Genomic DNA, 20,343 nt, shown 5'->3' with positions numbered 1-20,343 from the left:
TGATTTTATCATAAGCAGACGGTTTTTTGTTGAGAGCCGTTTGATCTCATGAAACATAGGATTAAAGAGGAGTTGAAGATGACAAAACAGAAAGAAACAGCCGTGGAACATGATGCTGAAGTGACCGAAGAAAAGAGCGCAGGCACCAAGGTCCTCTGGGACACCTCGAAGCTTTCGAGTGCCTACGCCAATGTCTGCAATGTGAGCAGCACACGGGAAGAGATGACCCTTCTCTTTGGCACCAACAAGTCATGGAACCCGGCGGAAAAAGAGCTCACCGTGGAGCTCACCAACCGGATGATCATGAACCCTTATGCGGCCAAACGGTTTTCCGTTTTGTTAGATAAAATCGTCAAGGAGTATGAGGAGCGGTTCGGGGAGTTGAAGCTGGACGCTCAAGCAGAGTAGCGAAGATTTTTTTAAAGGCCGGAGAAAATGTGATATTTTTTCTCCGGTTTTTTTATTTTGAAGCCGGATGGGGTGTGCGTGTTTGTGAAAAATATTGTACAACGGGTTCTGATCTTTATGCTTTGTGTGAATGCGGACACAAGCTCCCTTAAAGGATGACAACCCAAGCGCATTCACAAATCAGTTTTTTTGGTTTTTTTTGATGATTTATTTTACAGGGACGGTGAATGCAGCTGGCGATTGACGATAAGAAGGAACAAGAGGGTCTGGATGAGCGGTCCGCGTTGTGGGAGGCGCTGCGTCACGCCCCGGACGATGAATCGTGCTACCATGTCTGGTTGAGGCTTCAATGCCTGATGGTTCCCCATTGCGTGTCCGGGCTGCTCGTGGTCGCCGATGCCGCCGGGGCGTATGCGCCGGTCTCCAGATGGCCGGAGACGGGAGGGAATATCCCCGGTCTTGCCGAGATCCTTGAGCAGGTGATGGAAGATAAATGCCCGCTTTTGACCCGACTCGCGGGGGAGGGGCCTGCAGGAACCTATGCCCTGGCGTACCCGGTGCTGATTGATGGGGCGCTCCATGGGGCGGTGGCTGTTGAGGTCTCCCCGGAAACTGAGGAGGAGCTCAAGCAGGTGATGGAGCAGCTCCAGTGGGGTATCTCCTGGATTGAGCTTCGATTCTACAAAGGGGCCGTCGTCACCCACGAAGCCGAGAGTCTTCGCATGAAGGCCGCCGTCACCCTGCTCTCTGAGGTTCTTTCGGTGGAGCGGTTTGAAGGGGCGGCTATGGCCTTTGTCACCCGGCTTGCCACACGCCTTCACTGCGATCGGGTGAGCATCGGGTTTAAAAAGAAGAAAAAAATTCGTGTCCAGGCCGTCTCCCACAGCGCAAAATTTGCAGATCGCATGAACCTGATCCGCTCCATCGAAAAAGCGATGGAAGAAGCCGTGGTCCAGAGACGGGAGATTCGCTACCCGGAGGATCAGCATGAGGTGGTCATTCTACGGGACCATCGGGAGCTTTCTTCACGCTTCGGCGACGGGCATATTCTCACGGTGCCGCTTTACGATGGGGGCCGGTATCTGGGGGCTGTCATGCTGGAGCGCCCGGTGGAAATGGGATTTTCTGAGGAAGAGGTGGAATACTGTCGGAGTGTGGCGGCCTTGTCTGCCCCTGTGCTGGAGCAGAAACGGGCACTGGATCGGCCCCTTTTTTTCAAACTGACGGACGCCTTTCGTTTGCAACTTGAAAGGGTGGTGGGGCCGGGCTTTCTGGGACGGAAAGCCTTCCTTTTTCTGGCTGTTCTTTTGTGCTTGTTTTTTGCCAATAAACAGGGGGATTACCGCATCTCCTCTCATGTGGTTCTTGAAGGGGAGATCATGCGGGCCGTGTCTGCGCCCTTTAACGGTTACGTGAAGGCCTCAACGCTGCGGGCCGGTGATGTGGTGGCGAAAGGCGATGTGCTCTGCCTCCTCGATGATCGGGACCTGCGCCTCGAACGGTTCAATTGGCTGAACCGGCGAACCCAGCTGAAAAGAGAGCGCCAGGAAGCCATGGCAGAACACAACCGTTCTGAAGTGAACGTCATAAACGCCCGGATCAAACAGGCCGATGCCCAGCTTGAACTGGCCGAACACAAGTTGGAACGCTCCGCCATCAAAGCCCCCTTCGACGGCCTGCTGGTAAGCGGGGACCTGGCTCGCTCCCTGGGCAGCATGGTCCAGCAGGGGGAGGTGCTTTTTGAGGTGACCCCCCTTGATGCCTACCGGGTCATCATTAACGTGGATGAGAGCCGTATCGCCGATGTCTCCATGGGGCAACAGGGGACCCTCGTCCTCTCCTCCCTGCCGGATTCCCCCTTTGATTTCACCGTGACCAAGATCACCCCCATCGCCATCGCAGAAGAGGGCAAAAATGCCTTTCGGGTGGAGGCCACCCTCTCTCACGTTACCGGTCAGCTGCGCCCGGGGATGGAAGGGGTGGGCAAAATTTTCGTGGACCGGCGCAACCTCTTCTCCATTTGGACCCGATCCCTGAGGGAAAAAGTCACCCTCTGGCTTTGGGCCTGGTGGCCGTGATTTGAAAATGCCTCCGGCGGCCCTGCCGGGGGCTAAACTTTTGAAAAGTTAAATAAACAGGTCTTTAAAATTGTTCTTGGTTAAATTTCATCTTTAAGTCGGATGTGATTTGGCCCGACAAGTCCGCCTACGCAAAAGCCTCCGGCGTGACAAGCGATCCGTCTTTGCCTCCGGCTATGCCGAGACATGGGGGCAAAACGCATCCGCCGGAGGCTTTTTTTGGAGCTGAATAGTTACAACAGGCTTTGGAGAGTGGAAGTGGGCTCAGCCCGTCAGCGAATGTGACAACCCGAGGTACGAGGGCTGGAGCATTCGCAACCCGCTTTCGAGGTGGCACACCTCGCCGCCGGAGGCATCTTTTTTTGATGAGATAAACGGTTTATGGAAACAGCTTTTTTCAGTCAGTCCTGGTATCGGGTGGCGGCCATGCGGCCGCAGCTGCGGAGCCACGTCCGGATTCACCGCCATTATTATCGGGGGCAGGAGTGGTATGTGATGCAGGACGACTCCACCGGGAAATTTCACCGGTTTTCATCGGAGGCGTATTATCTCATTGGGTTGATGGATGGTCGGCACAGCCTGGAGAGCCTTTGGGAAAATGCCTGTGAGGCGTTGGGTGATGAGATGCCGACCCAGGACGAGGTGCTCTCGCTGTTGTCCCAGCTTTACCGGGCGGACGCTCTGCAATCGGATCTGGCCACGGATGTCGGGGATTTGTTTAAGCGGTTTGCCGACGAAAAAAAACAGCGCCGTCTGAATATCTTACGTTCTCCCACCAGCATTAAGATCCCTGTTTTTGATCCCGATAAATTGTTGAATGCCCTGTCTCCTGTCGTTCTTCCTTTGCTGGGCAGATGGGGGGCCGTTCTTTGGCTTGGGGTTGTGCTTCCGGCGTTGTGTCTTGTCTTTGTCCATTGGCAGGAGTTGACCTCGGGCATGGCGGACCGCCTCTTTGCCATGGAAAATTTAGTGCTTATCGGACTCGCCTATCCCGTTTTAAAGCTGTTCCATGAGTTTGGTCATGCCTTTGCCGTGAAGAAATGGGGGGCACAGGTGCATGAAATGGGCGTGATGTTTCTTGTGTTTGTCCCCATGCCCTATGTGGACGCCTCGGCCTCCACGGCTTTTTCTGACAAGAAAAAACGGATGCTTGTCGGTGGGGCCGGGATTCTCGTTGAGATCTTCGCAGCGGCCCTGGCGGTGCTGATCTGGGTGAATGTGGAGCCGGGCGGGGTGAGGGCGGTGGCCTACAACGTGATGGTGATCGCCGGGGTCTCCACCCTGTTTTTCAATGGCAACCCACTTTTAAAGTTTGACGCGTATTATGTGCTCTCGGACTGGCTTGAGATTCCGAATCTGGCGATGCGGGGTAACCAGCATCTCGGGTATTTGACGAGGCGCTGGCTGCTTGGGATCAGGGATGCCGTCTCTCCTGCTGCGGCACCCGGGGAGAGCGGGTGGCTGGGAACGTATGCGGTCCTGGCCTTTATCTATCGAATTTTTATTTCCATACGGATTGTGCTGCTGGTGGCGGGAAAGTTTTTTTTTATGGGTGTCTTGCTTGCTGTCTGGTCGGGGTTCAGCATGCTTGTGATGCCACTGGTTGGGAGCGTGAAACGGATGGTCTCGGATCGGGCAATATCTGAAAAAAAAGGACGTATCGGGATCCTTGCCCTCGGGATCTCCGGGGCGATTATACTCGGTCTGTTCCTGATTCCGGCACCCCGCATGACGGTGGCGCAAGGGGTGGTCTGGCCCCCGGAACAGTCTGACATTCATGCGAGGTCTGATGGATTTATCAGGGCAATCAAAGGGGCCGAGGGACAGGTTGTTGAGGCGGGGGAGACGCTTTTTATCTGCGAAGACCTTGAGCTGGATGCAGAAATGGCAGTTCTGAGAGCGCAGATTGAGGAGCTTGACGCCCGGTACCGGCTGAGTGCGACCAAAGACAGAACCGAGACCCGAATTTTGAAAGATGAGCTTGCGCATTTGAACGTCGAGCTGGGTCGGTATCGGGAACGTAAAAAAGAGCTCACCATTGTCAGTCCCCAGGGGGGGACCCTGTTTTTGCCCCAGGTCCGGGATCGGATCGGTCGCTTTGTGCGGCGTGGAGAAAATCTGGGTTATGTGGTCGATTTTTCGGTTTCTACGGTGCGGGTTGTGGTCTCCCAGGAGGATGTCGATCGGGTTCGAAACGATGTGTCGAAGATCACGGCACGGTTTTCAGGCGGGTTGGATCGGGTGGTGTCGGCACGGGTTCTGCGTATTGTGCCGGCGGCTTCCCGGGCTCTTCCCAGTATGGCGCTAAGCCTTGAGGGGGGAGGGGAGATCGTGATGGATCCCCGGGGCGGTCAGGAACCCCAAGCTTTTCAAAAATGGTTCCACGTGGAGATTGCGCTTTCAGAGGTGTTGGCTGAGCGTATCGGGGAACGGGTGTATGTCCGCTTTGAGCATGCCCCGGAACCTCTTTTCTTTAGATTGTACAGAAAAGGGCGGCGCTTGCTGCTCAATCGGTTTGGGGTGTGATCTGCCTATGATGGAAAAACTGAACATTCCGACTTTTTTCCGTGGGGAGCTTCTGGTGGATTTTCCCCCGGCCAGGGGCGAGTATCGGCCCGAACGCGAGGTGACGCCCCCGGGACTCCTTGACCGATGGAGCGATTTTCTTTTGGGCGGGATCATCGCCACGGCAAAGGCGGCTCGAAACAGACGATCAAACATGGCTTCAGAGGTAGGACGCCACGGCCCTGAGATGGCCGCATTGGATGAGGACGGCGTGCGGCAACGGGTCATGGAGTTGCGCATGGCGTTGTGCCGACAGGGCTTTGATGGCGAGATTGTGGCCCGAGCCTTTGCTTTGATTCGTGAAGTGTCCGAGAGAACCCTTGGCATGCGCCCCTTTGATGTTCAGATCATGGGCGCATGGGCCATGATTTCCGGTATGATTGCCGAGATGGAGACCGGAGAGGGCAAGACCCTCACCGCGACCCTGGCGGCTGGAACGGCGGCTATGGCGGGATTGCCTGTGCATGTCATCAGCGTCAATGATTATTTGACCGAACGGGACGCCGAGTTGATGCGGCCCCTCTATGAAGCTTTGGGGCTCTCCGTGGGATTTGTGACCCAGGATGTAAAACCCGGTGAACGCCAACTCGCCTATGCCTGTGATATCACCTATTGCACCAACAAAGATGTGGTGTTCGATTACCTGCGGGATACCATGCGTCTGAAGGGCAGGGATCATCCCCTCCTGCGCCAGGCAGACCGCCTCTGCGATCCGGGTTCGGAAGGGGCCTCTCTGCATCAGAGGGGGCTCTGTTTTGCCATCATCGATGAAGCCGACAGCGTGCTGATTGATGAGGCCAGAACCCCTTTGATTATCTCGGGAGAATCCGGTGGGGAGGCCGAGGAACGGTTTTTAAGGCAGGGGCTGGCGCTGGCCCGTACCCTTGTGGTGGATCAGAATTATCTGTTGGATGTGGCCCGTCGTACCGTGAGCCTGACGGATTCGGGTAAGGAGGCCGTTAAGCTCGCATCGCGGACCCTTGGGCCTTTATGGCAAGGCCAGGTGCGTCGGGAAGAGGTGGTCAGCAAAGCGCTCTCCGCCGAGCTTTTGTTCCATCGGGATCTGCATTATCTGGTGGATGAAGGAAAGGTCCAGATTATTGATGAATTCTCCGGCCGGGTGATGCCCGATCGTTCCTGGGAAAAGGGGTTGCACCAGCTGATTGAAATCAAAGAGGAGTGCGAACTCACCCGCCAGAGGGAGACCCTGGCGAGGATCAGCTATCAGCGTTTTTTCAGGCGGTACTTAAGGCTCTCCGGCATGACCGGGACCGCCCGCGAGGTGACCCGGGAGCTCTGGTCTGTTTACCGTCTCCCGGTGGTCAAGATCCCGCCCAACAGACCGGTCCGGCGGGAGATTGCCAAAGACCGTCTGGTTCGGACCCAGGAGCAGAAGTGGGATGGGGTGGTGGATCGTATCCTTTCGCTGCATGAACAGGGTCATCCGGTTCTGGTCGGCACCGGATCCGTGGGCGCCTCCGAGCAGGTGAGCGCTTTGTTGACCCAAAGAAGCCGAGTCAGCCAGTGTGTGCTCAATGCACGGCAGAACAGGGACGAGGCGGAGATTGTGGCCCGGGCGGGCGAGGTCGGTGCTGTTACCATCGCGACGAACATGGCGGGTCGGGGAACCGATATTAAATTGTCAGAGGAGGCCAGAGAAGGTGGCGGCCTTCATGTCCTCTTAACGGAACGCTATGAAGCGGGCCGTATCGACCGGCAGCTGGCAGGGCGATGCGCCCGGCAGGGAGACCCCGGACGCTGTGAAGCGATTCTCTCCATGGAGGATCCGTTGATGGCTGAGGGGAGAGGCGTGGGGAAAACCATGGCTTTTTGGATGATGACGCTCGGAATTCCAGGCTGGCAGGCCCTGGGAGCCCGGGTCATTTTACGGGCCCAGCGGAAAATAGAACGCCGCCATGCGCGCACGCGCCGGGCGATGTTAAAATATGATGAAAAAACAGGCACCCAGCTCTCTTTTTCGGGTCGGTCAGAGTGAAAATAACCACAGATTCGCGAATGCTTCCAGGCTTCGCCTAATACAAATGCTGCCGGTTAAGTTGGCACCCTGTAGGATGGGCAAAGGTAGTGCCGTGCCCATCTGGCGGGGGTGCAACCGATCACTCCGGGGAGAGATGAGGCGTCGTCAAATTTATATAATTTTCAGCGTTGTGGGTTTCCCGACTGCCAGATGGGCACGCTTCGCCCTTTGAAATTAAATGGGTGCCCATCCTACGACGCCGCCGTAATCTCACCGGTGTGGGTAACATTGGAGCCTGAAATGGACAGAGAACCCATGGCTGTGAATAAGAGGTAATCAAAAATAATTTTTGAAATCTGTTTGTTAAACTTTTCAAAAGTTTAGCCCCCGGCAGGGCCGCCGGAGGCGCGTTTTAATTTTATTGGAGGGGTGTGATGTTGAAAGGGTGGCTGTTCCCGGTTTCAAGGGGGATGATTGTTGTTGCGATGGTGCTGGTGGCAGGGGGCCTGGGGCATGCCGAAGGCATCCTTGAGCTGGAGGGGATCCTGGAGCCGAGTGAGGTGGTGGAGCTGAGCAGCCAGGTGCCGGGGATCATCGATGAGATTACCGTGGATCGGGGGGATCGTGTCAAAAAAGGGGAGGTCCTGGCCCGGTTGAAAGCGGGGGTGGAGCAGGCCTCCGTGAATTTAGCCCGGGCCAAGGTCGACTTTGTAAAGCGCAAGCTGGTGCGCAATGAGGAGCTTTTTCGGAAGAAGCTGATCTCCCTGCATGAAAAGGATGAGCTTGAGACCGAAATCATGCTCTCAGAGCTTGCCGAGAAGGAGGCTATAGAGCGCCTTGGGCTTCGGACCATCCAGAGTCCGGTGGACGGAATCGTGGTGAAACGGACCGGTGCCCCGGGGGAATACATTGGGGAGGGCTCGATCATGACCCTTGCCCGCATCCACCCCATTTATGTCGAGGTGATCGCCCCGGTGGAGTATTTGGGGCTTATTCGAAAGGGGATGAAGGCCGAGGTGATCTCTGAATCTCCCGCTGGAGGGCGTTACCAGGTGACGGTGAGCATCGCAGACCATGTGGTGGATGCGGGCAGCGGGACCTTTGGTGTCCGCCTTGATTTGCCCAATCCGACCTATAAGATCCCGGCTGGGTTGAAATGCCGGGTGCGATTCGCTGAGGTTCCGGCGCTGTAACTATTCAGCTTATGCCTCCGGAGGCTAAACTTTTGCCTGATTTTATAAAGACGGGTTTAACAAACAGAGAGCTTTTTCTTTTGGCTGTAAAGCCCTGTGCCTGATGCACAGGGCTTTTTTTGTCTGTCCCAAGGGGGCTTTGATGTTTTAAACCGTTTCGCGCTCAGGGGGCTTGCCAGCTTTTATGCTGGCTAATACCTGCTCTGCCACGAGGTAGACGCCGATGGCCGCCAGGACGCTGTTGACCGGGGCGATGCCGGGGATCACCTTGGCGGCGACGACCCCCGCGGCCCAGGCGAGGATGGCCGTGGGGCGGATGGTTTCGAACCGGGTCTCATCGAGGTGACCGTAGAGACGTTTTCTGACCATGAAGTAGTCGGCGATGAGGATGCCGCCGATGGAGGGGAGCATGGTGTTGAGGAGGCTGAGCCAGCCCACGAAGTTATTGTAAAGATAGAGGGCGGCCAGGGTTCCGATGATGCCGTTGACGATCACGATGAGTTTCTTGGGCAACCCGGTGATGTTGGAGAAGCCAAGGCCTGAGGCGTAGAGGGCGTTGTCATTGGTGGTCCAGATGTTAAGCCCCAGGATCACCATGGCCCAGACGATCATCCCCTGGTTCATGAGTACGTCGGAGATGTCGGCCTGCTTGTAGAAGGCCGCGCCCACGGCACCGAAGAGAAACATCAGGCTGTTGCCAAGGAAGAAGGCGATGACGGTGGTGGAGACGGCCGTTTTTTCATTTTTGGCGAAGCGGGTGAAGTCCGGGGTGAGGGTTCCGCCGCTGATAAAGGAGGCGACGCAGATGCCAATGGCGGTAAAAAGGCTCATGGGCTCGGAAGGGACCATGGCAAACCAGGCGTCAACGCCTCCGAACTCGGTGAAGGCTTTGCCCACGGAGAGGCTCCCCAGGACGGCGATGGAGGGGACGGCGACAAAGCTTAAAAGGGTGAGGGCGCGGAAACCGAACCAGGCGGTGCCGGTCATTAAAAGACCGGATCCGATGATCAGGGCGTGGATGTTCCAGCCGGTGACCTTCTGAACGGGCAGGGCGAACATGGCAACCCCGACGCCAAACCAGCCGACCTGGGTGATGGAGAGAAGAAAAGAGGGGAGATAGGACCCCTTCTCGCCGAAGGAAAAACGCGCCAGCAGGTGGGTGGAGAGACCTGTCCTGGCGGCGATGGATGCCAGAAGGCCGGTGTAGCAGCCCAAAAGCAGGTTGCCGGTCATGACGGTGGCGATGAGCTGCCAGGCGGTGAGGCCCGTGCCGAGTTTGCCGCCGGACCACATGCTGGCAGAGAAAAAGGTAAACCCGAGCATCACCACCAGCATGGGCCAGAACCCCTTGCGGTGGCCGTCAGCAACATGGGTGAGGGCAAAATCGGTATCCGTGGGTTGGTCGTTCTTCATCGGTGTCTCCTGTAAAGGCTGAAAGAGAGCCCGGATAACGTGGGTGGCGAGGGAGCCACCTCGAAAGCGGGGTGCTGTGTGTCAAACCTGTGAAACGAAGGGCCACGGCTGGGTTGCCGAAGGCCCCACTTTTTACTTTGGCTCCAGCTGGGCGATTTGCTTACGACAGATCGCGGTCAGGTCTACCTTGCCGAAACGGGTCGCATCGAGTTGGGGGAAGCGTTCTGAGAGCAGAGTCTCATAGCTCATTCCGTTTTCAGCCAGGGTGAGGGTCTCGCTCCAGTATTCGGTGAGATCCGCGATGTATTCGGGCGTCCAGAAGGCTCGGGATCCGGCATCATAGATGGTGCAGCGCTGGATGGGGTACGAGGGGTCTTCGTAGCTGGACTCAATGAATTCAGGGGCCATGAGGGCATCCCTTCGCAACAGATCGGTGCCGGTGATTTTGATGGTGAGGGGGGTCTCTTCCGTGGGGATGACAAATCGGCCCTCCAGATAGATGAGGGTGGTGCCCTCATAAGCGGGGAAAAGCTTTCGGCACATGGCGTCGGCGGCTTCGAGGATCTCTTCGGCCCGGGAACCACCGAAGGTGAAGAAGACGATGGAACGAAGGGCCGTCCCCTGCTTTTTCGCTTCGGCCACCAGGGCTTTCATGGCGTGTTCCAGGCTGGTACCGGTGGCCACCACGTCGCCGATGACGATGCTGGCAGTTTTCGGCATATAGACCTTGCTGTATTCGCTCTCCATAATGTGCCACTGCTCGGGATCGTCGTCAACGCGTGCACGCTGGGCGCTGATAAAAGAGCCTCCGTGGCGGTTCCAGGAGAAGGCATCGGCCAGGGCTTCCCGGAGTCCGAAGTTCAGGCCGCCGCGCAGGATATCAAAGACGATGGTCTCGTGTTCGGTCAGGCAGTTCATCTCTTCGGCTTTCAGCAGGGAGAGGATGCGGGCGCAGGTATTTTTAAGACGGCGCGTGTAGTCGACGCCCATGACCCGTGGGTCGTTGGCAATGGCACGGGTTTCGGGGGTGGAAATAACGAGGCGGTCGATGTGGGCCGGGGTATGATCGGAAATGCGGTGAATGGCGCATTGGGGTGTTTGGACGACAGGGTGCAGCATGAACAGTTCTCCTTGGGGCTTGGTTCGGTCCGGCATGGTTTGCCATGCCGGCGCCCGCCGCAGGGATCTCTTTTGTGGTGTACCTGACCATGATGAGGGGCCTTCCTGCGGGGTGCGGGACGGGTTTGATCCTAAGGGTACAGGCGGCACCTCCAGGCACAAAAAAACCCGCACGATGTCGGGTTCTCGTGGCCAGTGAGAAAAGAGCACCAAGCTGCGAGCTTACGTTTTTTAATCGTAGTTTTTGGTGGTGTCAAGCTCTCTTTGATGAAAGAGGACAGAAAAAGTGGGAGGGGGACCTTGCATGGGTGGGACGACAGGCGCGTCATTTTATTGTGAATGATGTCCCGGCAGGCGAAAGTTGTTTTTCATTTTCGGTGAAATATAAAGGTTGTTTTGCTACAGTGTCTGACATCGGGTTATTTCCGAGAAAATTATTTCCGAGAAAAATGAAGGATGTGTATTCTCGAAAGGAGAGACCATGGATGGATTCACGGAAATTCGGGTGGAACGGGACGGACGGGTTGTGACCGCAATTTTGAATCGTCCTGACATTCGCAACGCCATCACCGGTGGGGCGATGATTGATGAGCTTTGTGGCCTGGTCGAGGAGATTAACGGCGATTCAGGCATCAGCGTGCTGGTCCTGACGGGATGCGACCCCGCCTTTTCTTCCGGAGGCAATATCAAGGAGATGGCACAAAAGAAAGGGATGTTTGCAGGCAATGCAGCAGAGCTGGTCACCCACTACAAAACCCATGTCCAGAGAATTCCCCTTGCCATGGAATCCATCGAAATCCCGGTGATTGCAGCCATCAACGGCCCGGCGGTGGGCGCAGGGTTCGATCTGACCCTAATGTGCGATATCCGTATTGCGTCGGAAAAGGCGACCTTCGGGGAGACCTTCCTCAACGTGGGGTTGATTCCCGGTGACGGCGGTGCCTGGTTGCTTCCGCGGGCCGTGGGGATGGCAAAAGCCTGTGAATTGACGTTTACCGCCGATGTGATTAACGCTGAACACGCCCTTGAGATGGGGTTGGTTTCCCGTGTGGTTGCACATGAGGTGCTGCTGACGGAGGCTGCGGGCATGGCTCAAAAAATTGCCGCCAAGCCGCCCCAGGCCCTTCGCATGGCCAAGAAGCTTTTGAAGATGGGGCAACGGATGGAGTTGCCGGATTTTTTGGAACCCTGTGCCTTGATGCAGGCTCAGTGCCACGGGTCGGAAGATCATCAAGAGGCCCTGTCCGCCATCTTTGAGAAACGCCGTCCGATATTTACAGGTCGTTGATTTGTAGGGCTTAACCTGATTAAAAAGTAGGCCTGTTCGGTGAGATTGCTTTTATTTGAGTGAGCAAATGCCTGATAACATTTGACAATATCAGGGGATCTGTATTACTTCAGATGAGTGTGTTGTAGCGAATGAAAAATCATTGATAATGAATGATGTCCAACGCTCGTGAGTTGCTTGCCAAGGTGTTTTACCAACAGGCATCGCTGCCTGGGCAGGTCGAACGACACGGTGGCAAGCCGTGATACTGCCCGGTTCGGCCTTTTGCGTGGTCATCATGGATAAATTAAGGGAAACGTATGAAGTGTCCAGTATGCGGATATGAAAACGATCAGGAAGATGTGGAGTGCATTGCCTGTGGATCGGATATGGCCCTTTCTGCGGAGTCCATTGTCATTGAGGAACGTCGCAGTGAAGAGGCGATGGAACGCTACCATGAGCAACAGAAGGAGTTGCGTCGGGAGCTGGGAATAGACGAACCGGAAGAAGAACGTCTTGTGATGGATGAGGAAAGTCTGGTCATGGAAAAGGACCTCCCTGGGGGCGAGGGGGAATCTTCTCTTGAATTGGAGGATATCCCTTCCGATTTCCATTCCAATGATGTCCTTTGTCCCCAGTGTGGATTCAGAAATGATGAAGGGTCCCTGGAATGCGTTCGGTGCGGCGTGATTTTCAGTAAACTCAAGCGCACGATCGGCAATGGCAACGGCTTGCCCTCGTCTTCAGGGGCTTCCGAGCAGAATGGGAAGGTGCCCATGCTGGATGATCTCGGGGAGTGTTTGGTGGACGCCGGGCCGGGGTACAGTCCCTATGTTCATGAGACCAAAACCAAGCCCTGGGCGGGGACCAAAGCCACCGGTCGTCGGATCCAGGCCGCGTGGGACGATGCCGATTTCGCCAGCCAGGGGCAGAGAGCGCTGCATGGGGTGCAGAGGCTATGGCGTTGGTTGAAGCGGGGCAAGCCCCAGTGGTATGGCATCGCGTTGGCAGTGGTCCTGGTGCTTTCCGCCCTGCCTTTTGCCTGGAAGGGGGGTGTTCACCTCAAGTCCAGGTGGGATCAGAGTGTCCGAGTCAAGCAGGAGGCCAAGCTGGTTGAGGAGTTTAACCGGGACAATACGGCCATTCGAGCAGAGATTCGTTCCCTGGCCAATGAGCATAAATTTAAAGAGGCGCGAGCGGCTCTGGGGCGGTTTGATATTTTGCCCTTGGAAACGAAGATTAAGCCCCTGAAGGTCTTTCTTGAAGAGAAAGAGACTTATGCCAGGGTATTGGCGGTACCTTCCTGGAAATTTGAAACCAACTTCACCCTTTTTTCCCGCCTTGTGGCGTTGAACCCATCCAGTGAGTTTTATCGATCCAAGCAGGATTTCTATAAAAAACGCTTTGCAGATCAATGTTATGACAAAGCCTTGCGGCATTACAAAAGTCAGAAAAATGATGCAGCTGAAAGCCAAAAAGCAGTTGATTTTATTGAGAAATCACTTGGTTTTTATCCTAAAAATCGTGAATTTAAAGAGTTGCGCAGCAAATTGGTGAGGGCTGACCTTCTTTTTTACAAGGGCAACACGAGTCTGCAGATGGCGCTCCGTGATGAGGGGCGTGGCACAGCCGCCTATACGAAGCAGCGTAAAATCACCATCTGGCTTCGTAATTCCAGCGATGACATTCTCTATATCAATCCAGATTTTTTTACTTTAGAGACCAGCAATGGGAAGAGTCTGAAATACAACAACATGATGGAAACAGGGCTTAAAGGAAAACTCGTCCCAGGAGAAAAAACAGCCGGGGTGCTTTACTTTCGAACCCTGGCCATGCCCAGGCAGATTGTTTTTGAGCATCTTATCGCAGGCACAATACAAAGGGAGTTTCCTTGATTTTCTGCCTGTGATATGCCTGTCATCAAAATGTTCACAACATTTTTCAGTGGGCAGGCGGAATCGTTGCAATGTTTATATTTTATGATTTTATCATGGTTGGATTGGTTTGATGAGCAAATGTCTTGGGAAAAAAATTAAAAACGATATTATTTATTATGCCATTGTGGCCCTGATCTCTCTGCTTCGAACCCTGAACCGTCGTGCTGCGATCCTCTTGATGCGGGGTGTCGGTCGTCTGGCCTGGTTTCTCGCTCTCCATGAACGCAAGAAGAGTCTTCGCCATTTAACGGATGCTTTTGGGGATGAGCTTTCAAAAAAAGAGATAAAAACCCTCTCAAAAGGCGTGTTTAACAACCTGGCTGTGTGTGTGGCCGATGCAGTGAGGCTTCCTGTGTTGGTTCGCCAGGGGCTGGATCGTCTTGTGACGGTGGAAAATTTTCATCATCTCACCGATGCCGTGGCCCAGGGGCACGGAGTGCTTCTGCAAACCGGCCACTTCAGCAACTGGGAGCTTATGGGCACCTGGCTGGTGCAAAAAGGGATCCCCTTACGCGTGATCGCCAAGCGATCCTACGACCCGCGACTTGATGCCATTATTGTGGGCTACCGCAACGAGGCCGGGTATTCCAATACCGCGCGCGGGCATGCTCTGAAAAGCATGGTAAACGGCTTGAAAGAGGGGTGTGTTTACGGTATGCTATTTGATCTGGATACCAAGGTGAAAGGGGTCTTTGTCGATTTTTTTGGCAAGCAGGCTCACACGGCTGTGATTCCTGCTATTCTGGCGGTGCAGCATGATATCCCGATTGTTCCTGTTTTTATCCGCCTCAATGACGATTACAGCTATACCATTGAATGTCAGGCGCCTCTCACTCTTCAAATAAGCGATGACCCCCAGGCAGACGCGCTGGTGAATACCCAACGCTGTTCTGATGTGTACGAATCCATGATTCGCCGTTATCCGAAGCATTGGATCTGGATGCACTCGCGATGGAAAAAACAGCCTCCCCAAACGGTGTGAACGCTTTTGGCAGGCTGCCACCCCACTCGTGGGGTGGCAGTGACCCAGAGACCTCGAAAAAATGGGGGGCGGCGGCGCTTCCTGTGATCCTTCTCACAATCCCTGATCAACGTCTGTGTTAAACATATAGATACATGCCATTGATGTGACTGCAAAGAGATATCGTGTGTCAAAGATGCCCGATTATTGATTGATGAGTTGCTTTGCAGTGCTTTAGAGCATTGAAAACTATGGACGGTTTCATGCAGCCCATGATTGAAGCTGATTATGGCGCATGCCACGGTCCACACGGAGAATTTAAACCATGCCTTTACAGTCTGTACGTACCGGTTGTCTTGCCGTCGCGGTGTTGTTTCTGGCGATGCCCGTCTTTGCCGATGAATATGAAGATTTTGCCCGAAGTGAAATGGGGGCTTTTGCCCAGTATCGGGATGAAAGAGATGCGGAGTTTGTCGATTATCTCAAGGCGCAGTGGGTAGAGTTTGAGGCCTCCAAGGGGCTTGTCAGGGACCGTGTCTCCAAACCGACCTCCCTTCCCGTCGCGAAGCCGCCGGTGCCTGAAAAGGAAGAGGCAGAGGCCGTGGCAAAGAAGCCCGATCCCAGCTCTGTCGTGGGTGAGATCATTCTCCCGGTTTTGCCGCCTTCCTTGCCTCCAGTGCCAGACAGCACCTCAGGTGATGACAGCGTCCCGGAAAGCGCACCGGCTCTCCCCGAGCCTTCCGTTGCGGTTGTTCCGATGCCATTGCCGGAAAAAATCATTCCCTTGGATGAAACGCCGCGTATGGAGGTGGAGTCGCTTCCTGTGGGGCTCACCCTCGCGTTCTTTGGCAGCAACCATCTCTTTGCCGGTGAGTTCTCTTTTCCCCAGGTTTCACTGACGCCTCCGCTGAAACCAGCCTTGGCCTCTTATTGGGACGCCATGAGCCAGTCGCCACGATACGAGGCCTTTTTGTCCCAGGCACGGGAAAAAAGGGAGCGGCTTGGGTTAAACGACTGGGGGTATCATAATCTTCTTTTTACCTGTGGGATGACGATTTATGAGGGCGATCGAAACCTGGCCAATCTCTTTACCTGGTTTATGTCGGCCAAGAGCGGATATGACGCCAGGGTAGGGTATTCCGACGATCGGGTTTATCTTCTGTTGCCTTCGCGCAACCGTTTGTATGGCGTCTCCTATCTGACTCTTCAGGGCATGCGATACTATGCCATGACCTTTGATGGCAGCAGGGAAAAACTGGGACGTCTTTATACGTATAAGGGGAAGTATCCTCTCTCAGAACGGTTAATGGATTACCGCATCCTTAAGGCCCCGGACCTTGGCTCCGATATTATAAATAGAGAGCTGACGTTTAACTATGGTGGAGAGGCTCAACACCTGGACGTCTCCTACAACAAGCGTCTGGTTGAGTATTATCGGTTTTACCCCCAGACCAATATCAAGATTTATTTTGATGCCCTGGCTTCCGATGAATTGAATTATACCATGGTCAAGGGGTTGAAAAAGGTTCTTGAAGGCAAGGGCGAGAAAGAGGCCGTGGACTACCTTCTGGGGCTCTCTCAAAAGGCCTTTGCTTACAAAACCGATGATGCTCAGATGGGCCATGAGAAATACATGCTTCCCGAAGAGACGCTCTGGTATCCCTATTCAGACTGTGAGGATCGATCGTTTCTCTTCGCTTATCTGGTGCGTCGGATTTTAAAGCTGGATGTGGTGGGACTCAATTATCCCGGTCATGTCGCCACGGCGGTTCGCTTCAGCGAGAATGTCCCCGGCGATTATGTGGTGATAAACAATCGAAAGTATATTGTTTGTGACCCAACCTATATTAATGCGTCGGCCGGCATGGCTATGCCGAAATATAAACGAAGAAAGCCCAACGTGGTTAAAATCAGAAATTGGCAATAGTCATTATGATGCAATGACGATTGCCCACAGGGGCATTTGGTTGCCGTTATTTCGAGATGGACTCGAATAAATAAAGACTGGGCGCCATCTATAACCTGATGTACATCAATGACACATAAGGAGAATGAGACGATGAAACGAGTATGGATAGCGGTAGTGATGGTAATGTGTTGTGCCTTTGTTCTGGCCGGTTGCAAAAGCGGTCCGACTGTTGCGCCCAGTGACCTTCCTGCTTGGGTTCTCATGCCCCCTGAGGGCGGTATCAGTGCTGTGGGTTCTGCCAAGATCGGCCCTGCCGGTGTGAGCTTTGCCAAGCTTGAGGCCACCTCCAACGCCCGGGATGAAATTGCACGCACCATTAACGTCAAAGTGAAGAACATGATCAAGAACTTCACAGAGACCACTGGGGTGGGCGATGACACAACCGTGGACAAGGTGTTTACCAATGTCTCCAAGCAGGTCGCCAAGGTTGATCTTACCGGGAGCCAGATTAAGAATGTTCATAAAGATGACGCCAATCAGGAGATCTATGTGCTGGTAGCTCTTCAGCCTGAGGCTGTTTCAGGTGTTGCCGATGCCATGAAGCAGGCTGCGGTGACCAGCTATAAAAATGACAAGGCGCTCTGGCAGAAATTCCAGGCTAAAAAGGGCCAGGAAGAGTTGGACAAAGAAATTGAAAAAGAGTTTGGCGGAATGTGATTTATTGTTTCGTCCGACCGTCGTTTTATGAAAGGGGGGGGACGCTTTTCGCCCCCCTTTCTGCTTATTAAAAAACGGTGATGGTTGTTTATCTATAGCGTGTTCTGTTTCGTCATGCGGTTCCTGGGTAGTTTTTGGGGGCGCCCCGAGGTTTTCAAGGGGTTTCTTACCGTCGGTAAGGGGGGGACGGCATGACCATTGGGAGGAAGCGGTGTGAAATTTTTTTATGTCATTGTGGCGGTCTGTGTTCTTGCTTTGGGAGGGTGCGCTACCGTGGAGACGGTAAAAACTCCCCCTTGGATTCTGAATCCTTCAAGATCAGGGGATGTGGTGGGAAGTGTGGGCAGCTGCCGTCCTCATATTAACGGGTTTAATGCGCAGCGGATGGTTGCCATTCGGCGTGGGCTCGATGAGATTGCTGTGTTGAAGAAAGTGACCATCAGCAATGTGGCGCTGATGGGAACGGTTGGCTCACGGGCCGGAACGAAAACCAGTCTTGAAAGCTGGAGTTTTCAGACGGTTGACAAGCAGACGGTGACGGCTTTTGTCAAGGCATCTTGGAAAGATCCAGTAACAGAGGAGCTTTTTGTATGGGTGGTTTCAAAATAAATAGTGGGTATAAAAACGGGCTGAAGATTGCGGTTGGCTGGCTCTGTTTTATGGGGTTTCTTGTGTCTGCCGTTCCGGCGTGGTCCGATGACTATGCGGATATGCAGAATGAGTTTGATGCATTTAAAAAAAATGATGTCAATTTTGAAAGCTACAAGTCCCAGGTTGATAAAGAATTTAATGCGTACAAGACGATTATCAATGAGGAGTTTCAGAAGTACCGGGGTGACATCCTGAAGGTCTGGAATCGGCCGGAGGTCTCCACGATGAAGAAGTATGTGGCGTATTCCTCTGATTATAAGGTGAAGAAGGTTGTGGATTACGCCAAGGGGACCATCACGGTCAGTGCTGTGGTTCCCAAGACAGGAGACGATCCGGCTGTTGTCCTGAAAGACCATTTGAAGGACTTGGTCCTGCAGAGTACCCAAGGGGCTTATAAGGCCGATCAGTTTACCACAGGGGTAGAAAAGCAGCTGGCAGAGAAGGTGGAACCCTCGCATTTGCAGACCGCAGAGGTGGGGAAGAAGCCCCTTGTGGCTGATATGGTTACGGGAAAACCGCTCCCATCCCTTAAAGAGATTGACGCAGCCCTCGTTGTCCTGTTGGAGAAGGCGACCACGGGAAAGCAGGATGCACCTAAAGAAGCCAACGCAGACGTGGTGTCCCTTGAGGTGAAAATCCCGAAAACAGGGGCTGCCGTCAAGGCAAAAGCCTATCTTCCTGCGGTGAAGAAAGAGGCTGGCAGGCGTGGGGTGGATCCGGCTTTGGTTTTCGCTGTTATGGAGACGGAGAGTGCTTTCAATCCCATGGCACGTTCTTATGTCCCGGCGTACGGCCTGATGCAGATTGTCCCCAAGAGTGCGGGGCGGGATGCCTCCAAGGTGGTTCTGGGAAAGGATGTGGTTCTTTCTCCGTCGTATCTCTACAACGGAAAGAACAACATTGCCATGGGGGTGGCCTACCTTTATATTCTGAACGATCGGTACCTGTCGTCTATCAAGAACCCGGAAAGTCGTCTCTACTGTGTCATTGCAGCGTATAATACCGGCGCTGGGAATGTGGCGAGGGCTTTTAACGGGACCACGAACATTAGAAAAGCGGCACGGACAATCAATGCCATGCCGCCCGAAAAGGTTTATAAGGTCCTGCGTCTCAAGCTTCCCCACAAGGAGACCCGGGATTACCTGTATCGGGTGTTAAAGCGGATGCAGAAGTATGAGGCGGCCTGAATCGGATGACCGATAAAAGGGTGGATTGATGCGTTCTCAAAAAAGAAGGCCGTCATGGCGGTTGCCGTGACGGCCTGTGATGGGTATCGCAGAAGGAGAGTGACAGAAGGGGGCTTCACGGCTGAGCGTTTCAGCCGATTCCATATTCAATGGGTTGACGCGTTTCGTTTTTGTCACTGGACTCGGAGGGGGGGAGATTGAAAAAACCCGATTTCCCGGTAAGGGTCCATCCGGTGGTGTCCCAGAGGTGGGCTCTCTCCATTTCAGAGCCGTGGTAGTAGACCTCGCCAAGGGGGGTCGTCAGCATTTGGCCCCTTTTACCGGTCACCTTTTGGGTGTTGTGGTAAAGGTCTCCGTGGATTCCCTGACTTCGGGTTCCTTTATTGGTGATGTAAACCACCAGTTTCCAACCCTCTTTTTCGTAAATTCGTTCGGGCATCTGTTCCCGAACACCCGCTGTGTCCATCTGTGAAAGGTGACTCGGTTCGTTATTGCTTGGGGTGGGGACGAGGCCAGATTTCATGGCGGCTCCGCCACAGGACGTGAGAAAAATCGTTAAAGCGGTCACCATACAGAGCGACACCTTATTTAAGTTCATGCAATCCTACTCCTTCAAAAAAAAACGGGACAAGCACAGGACGTCATAAATAATTTTGTTGTGCCCGTCGATCACAGCCGGGGTTGCCGGATGCTTTTTGCCAAACGACCCAATAAATATCATAAATAACATCCTGAATCTACCTGAAAATGCATCAGTCTCTTTGGCCCACCCCTCATCATGGGAGGACCGCCTCTCTCGGCCGTACCTTTTTTAAATGATCAGAATTAAGTTGACATTCAGGCGTGAATGAACGATGCTCCACGCCGTACCTGACTCCTTTTGGAGATGTCTTATATCGAGGCGATCTTAATTTCAAAACGTCCCCGCCGTTTTATAAAGCCCTTCTCAAGATGGAACCA

The 20,343-nt window shown here is 54.0% G+C and carries 15 protein-coding genes; 12 read left to right on the top strand and 3 right to left on the bottom strand.

Translation table 11 applies throughout. From position 1 onward, the window contains the following. Positions 1 to 78 precede the first annotated feature (78 nt). The 5 genes from Q1Q75_RS00465 to Q1Q75_RS00445 all read left to right on the top strand — a co-directional run bounded on the left by Q1Q75_RS00465 (position 79) and on the right by Q1Q75_RS00445 (position 8,222). Positions 79 to 408, top strand: a complete 330-nt coding sequence (locus Q1Q75_RS00465; RefSeq protein ID WP_300666917.1) for a DUF3467 domain-containing protein — start codon at positions 79 to 81, stop codon at positions 406 to 408. A 227-nt stretch (positions 409 to 635) separates the two neighbouring features. Continuing rightward, a complete protein-coding gene (locus Q1Q75_RS00460) occupies positions 636 to 2,486 on the top strand; it encodes an HlyD family efflux transporter periplasmic adaptor subunit (RefSeq protein ID WP_300666915.1) in 1,851 nt (616 codons plus the stop codon). 381 nt (positions 2,487 to 2,867) lie between these two features. Further along, a complete protein-coding gene (locus tag Q1Q75_RS00455) occupies positions 2,868 to 5,012 on the top strand; it encodes an HlyD family efflux transporter periplasmic adaptor subunit (RefSeq protein ID WP_300666912.1) in 2,145 nt (714 codons plus the stop codon). 7 nt (positions 5,013 to 5,019) lie between these two features. Next, positions 5,020 to 7,047, top strand: a complete 2,028-nt coding sequence (locus tag Q1Q75_RS00450) for a preprotein translocase subunit SecA (protein ID WP_300666909.1) — start codon at positions 5,020 to 5,022, stop codon at positions 7,045 to 7,047. A 416-nt stretch (positions 7,048 to 7,463) separates the two neighbouring features. Continuing rightward, positions 7,464 to 8,222, top strand: coding sequence for an efflux RND transporter periplasmic adaptor subunit (locus tag Q1Q75_RS00445; protein WP_300666905.1), 759 nt, complete (start codon positions 7,464 to 7,466; stop codon positions 8,220 to 8,222). A gap of 147 nt (positions 8,223 to 8,369) precedes the next feature. On the opposite strand, the gene codB is transcribed toward Q1Q75_RS00445, so the two are convergent. Together codB and Q1Q75_RS00435 are read right to left on the bottom strand one after the other, a co-directional pair. Further along, positions 8,370 to 9,635, bottom strand: coding sequence for a cytosine permease (gene codB, locus Q1Q75_RS00440; protein ID WP_300666903.1), 1,266 nt, complete (start codon positions 9,633 to 9,635; stop codon positions 8,370 to 8,372). 132 nt (positions 9,636 to 9,767) lie between these two features. Further along, positions 9,768 to 10,754, bottom strand: coding sequence for a hypothetical protein (locus Q1Q75_RS00435; protein ID WP_300666899.1), 987 nt, complete (start codon positions 10,752 to 10,754; stop codon positions 9,768 to 9,770). A gap of 481 nt (positions 10,755 to 11,235) precedes the next feature. Between Q1Q75_RS00435 and Q1Q75_RS00430 the strand changes: the two genes are divergently transcribed. The 7 genes from Q1Q75_RS00430 to Q1Q75_RS00400 all read left to right on the top strand — a co-directional run bounded on the left by Q1Q75_RS00430 (position 11,236) and on the right by Q1Q75_RS00400 (position 19,383). After that, positions 11,236 to 12,042: a crotonase/enoyl-CoA hydratase family protein gene (locus tag Q1Q75_RS00430; RefSeq protein ID WP_300666896.1), complete on the top strand. Its 807-nt coding sequence runs from the start codon at positions 11,236 to 11,238 to the stop codon at positions 12,040 to 12,042. A 299-nt stretch (positions 12,043 to 12,341) separates the two neighbouring features. Then, complete coding sequence (locus Q1Q75_RS00425) at positions 12,342 to 13,916, top strand: zinc finger protein (protein ID WP_300666893.1); 1,575 nt, start codon at positions 12,342 to 12,344, stop codon at positions 13,914 to 13,916. Positions 13,917 to 14,028: 112 nt separating this feature from the next. Continuing rightward, the gene (locus tag Q1Q75_RS00420; protein WP_300666891.1) at positions 14,029 to 14,940 is read left to right on the top strand and encodes a lysophospholipid acyltransferase family protein; all 912 of its coding nucleotides are present in this window, start codon (positions 14,029 to 14,031) and stop codon (positions 14,938 to 14,940) included. A gap of 304 nt (positions 14,941 to 15,244) precedes the next feature. Next, positions 15,245 to 16,846 (top strand): hypothetical protein, encoded by a 1,602-nt coding sequence (locus Q1Q75_RS00415; RefSeq protein ID WP_300666888.1) that lies wholly within the window; start codon positions 15,245 to 15,247, stop codon positions 16,844 to 16,846. A 132-nt stretch (positions 16,847 to 16,978) separates the two neighbouring features. After that, the gene (locus Q1Q75_RS00410; RefSeq protein WP_300666885.1) at positions 16,979 to 17,545 is read left to right on the top strand and encodes an LPP20 family lipoprotein; all 567 of its coding nucleotides are present in this window, start codon (positions 16,979 to 16,981) and stop codon (positions 17,543 to 17,545) included. A 273-nt stretch (positions 17,546 to 17,818) separates the two neighbouring features. Next, positions 17,819 to 18,154 (top strand): hypothetical protein, encoded by a 336-nt coding sequence (locus Q1Q75_RS00405; protein WP_300666882.1) that lies wholly within the window; start codon positions 17,819 to 17,821, stop codon positions 18,152 to 18,154. After that, positions 18,136 to 19,383: a murein transglycosylase domain-containing protein gene (locus Q1Q75_RS00400; RefSeq protein WP_300666879.1), complete on the top strand. Its 1,248-nt coding sequence runs from the start codon at positions 18,136 to 18,138 to the stop codon at positions 19,381 to 19,383. Before Q1Q75_RS00405 ends, Q1Q75_RS00400 begins: the two co-directional genes overlap by 19 nt. A 130-nt stretch (positions 19,384 to 19,513) precedes the next feature. On the opposite strand, the gene Q1Q75_RS00395 is transcribed toward Q1Q75_RS00400, so the two are convergent. Further along, on the bottom strand, positions 19,514 to 19,981 hold the full coding sequence (locus tag Q1Q75_RS00395) for a hypothetical protein (protein ID WP_300666876.1): 468 nt from the start codon (positions 19,979 to 19,981) through the stop codon (positions 19,514 to 19,516). Between the last annotated feature and the right edge of the window lie 362 nt (positions 19,982 to 20,343).

The organism is Desulfoluna sp., from assembly GCF_030145185.1.
In the GTDB taxonomy this organism is placed as follows: Bacteria; Desulfobacterota; Desulfobacteria; order Desulfobacterales; family Desulfolunaceae; genus Desulfoluna.
The sequence above is the reverse complement of the archived record's forward strand: the minus strand, read 5'-3'. Positions and strand labels throughout refer to the sequence as shown.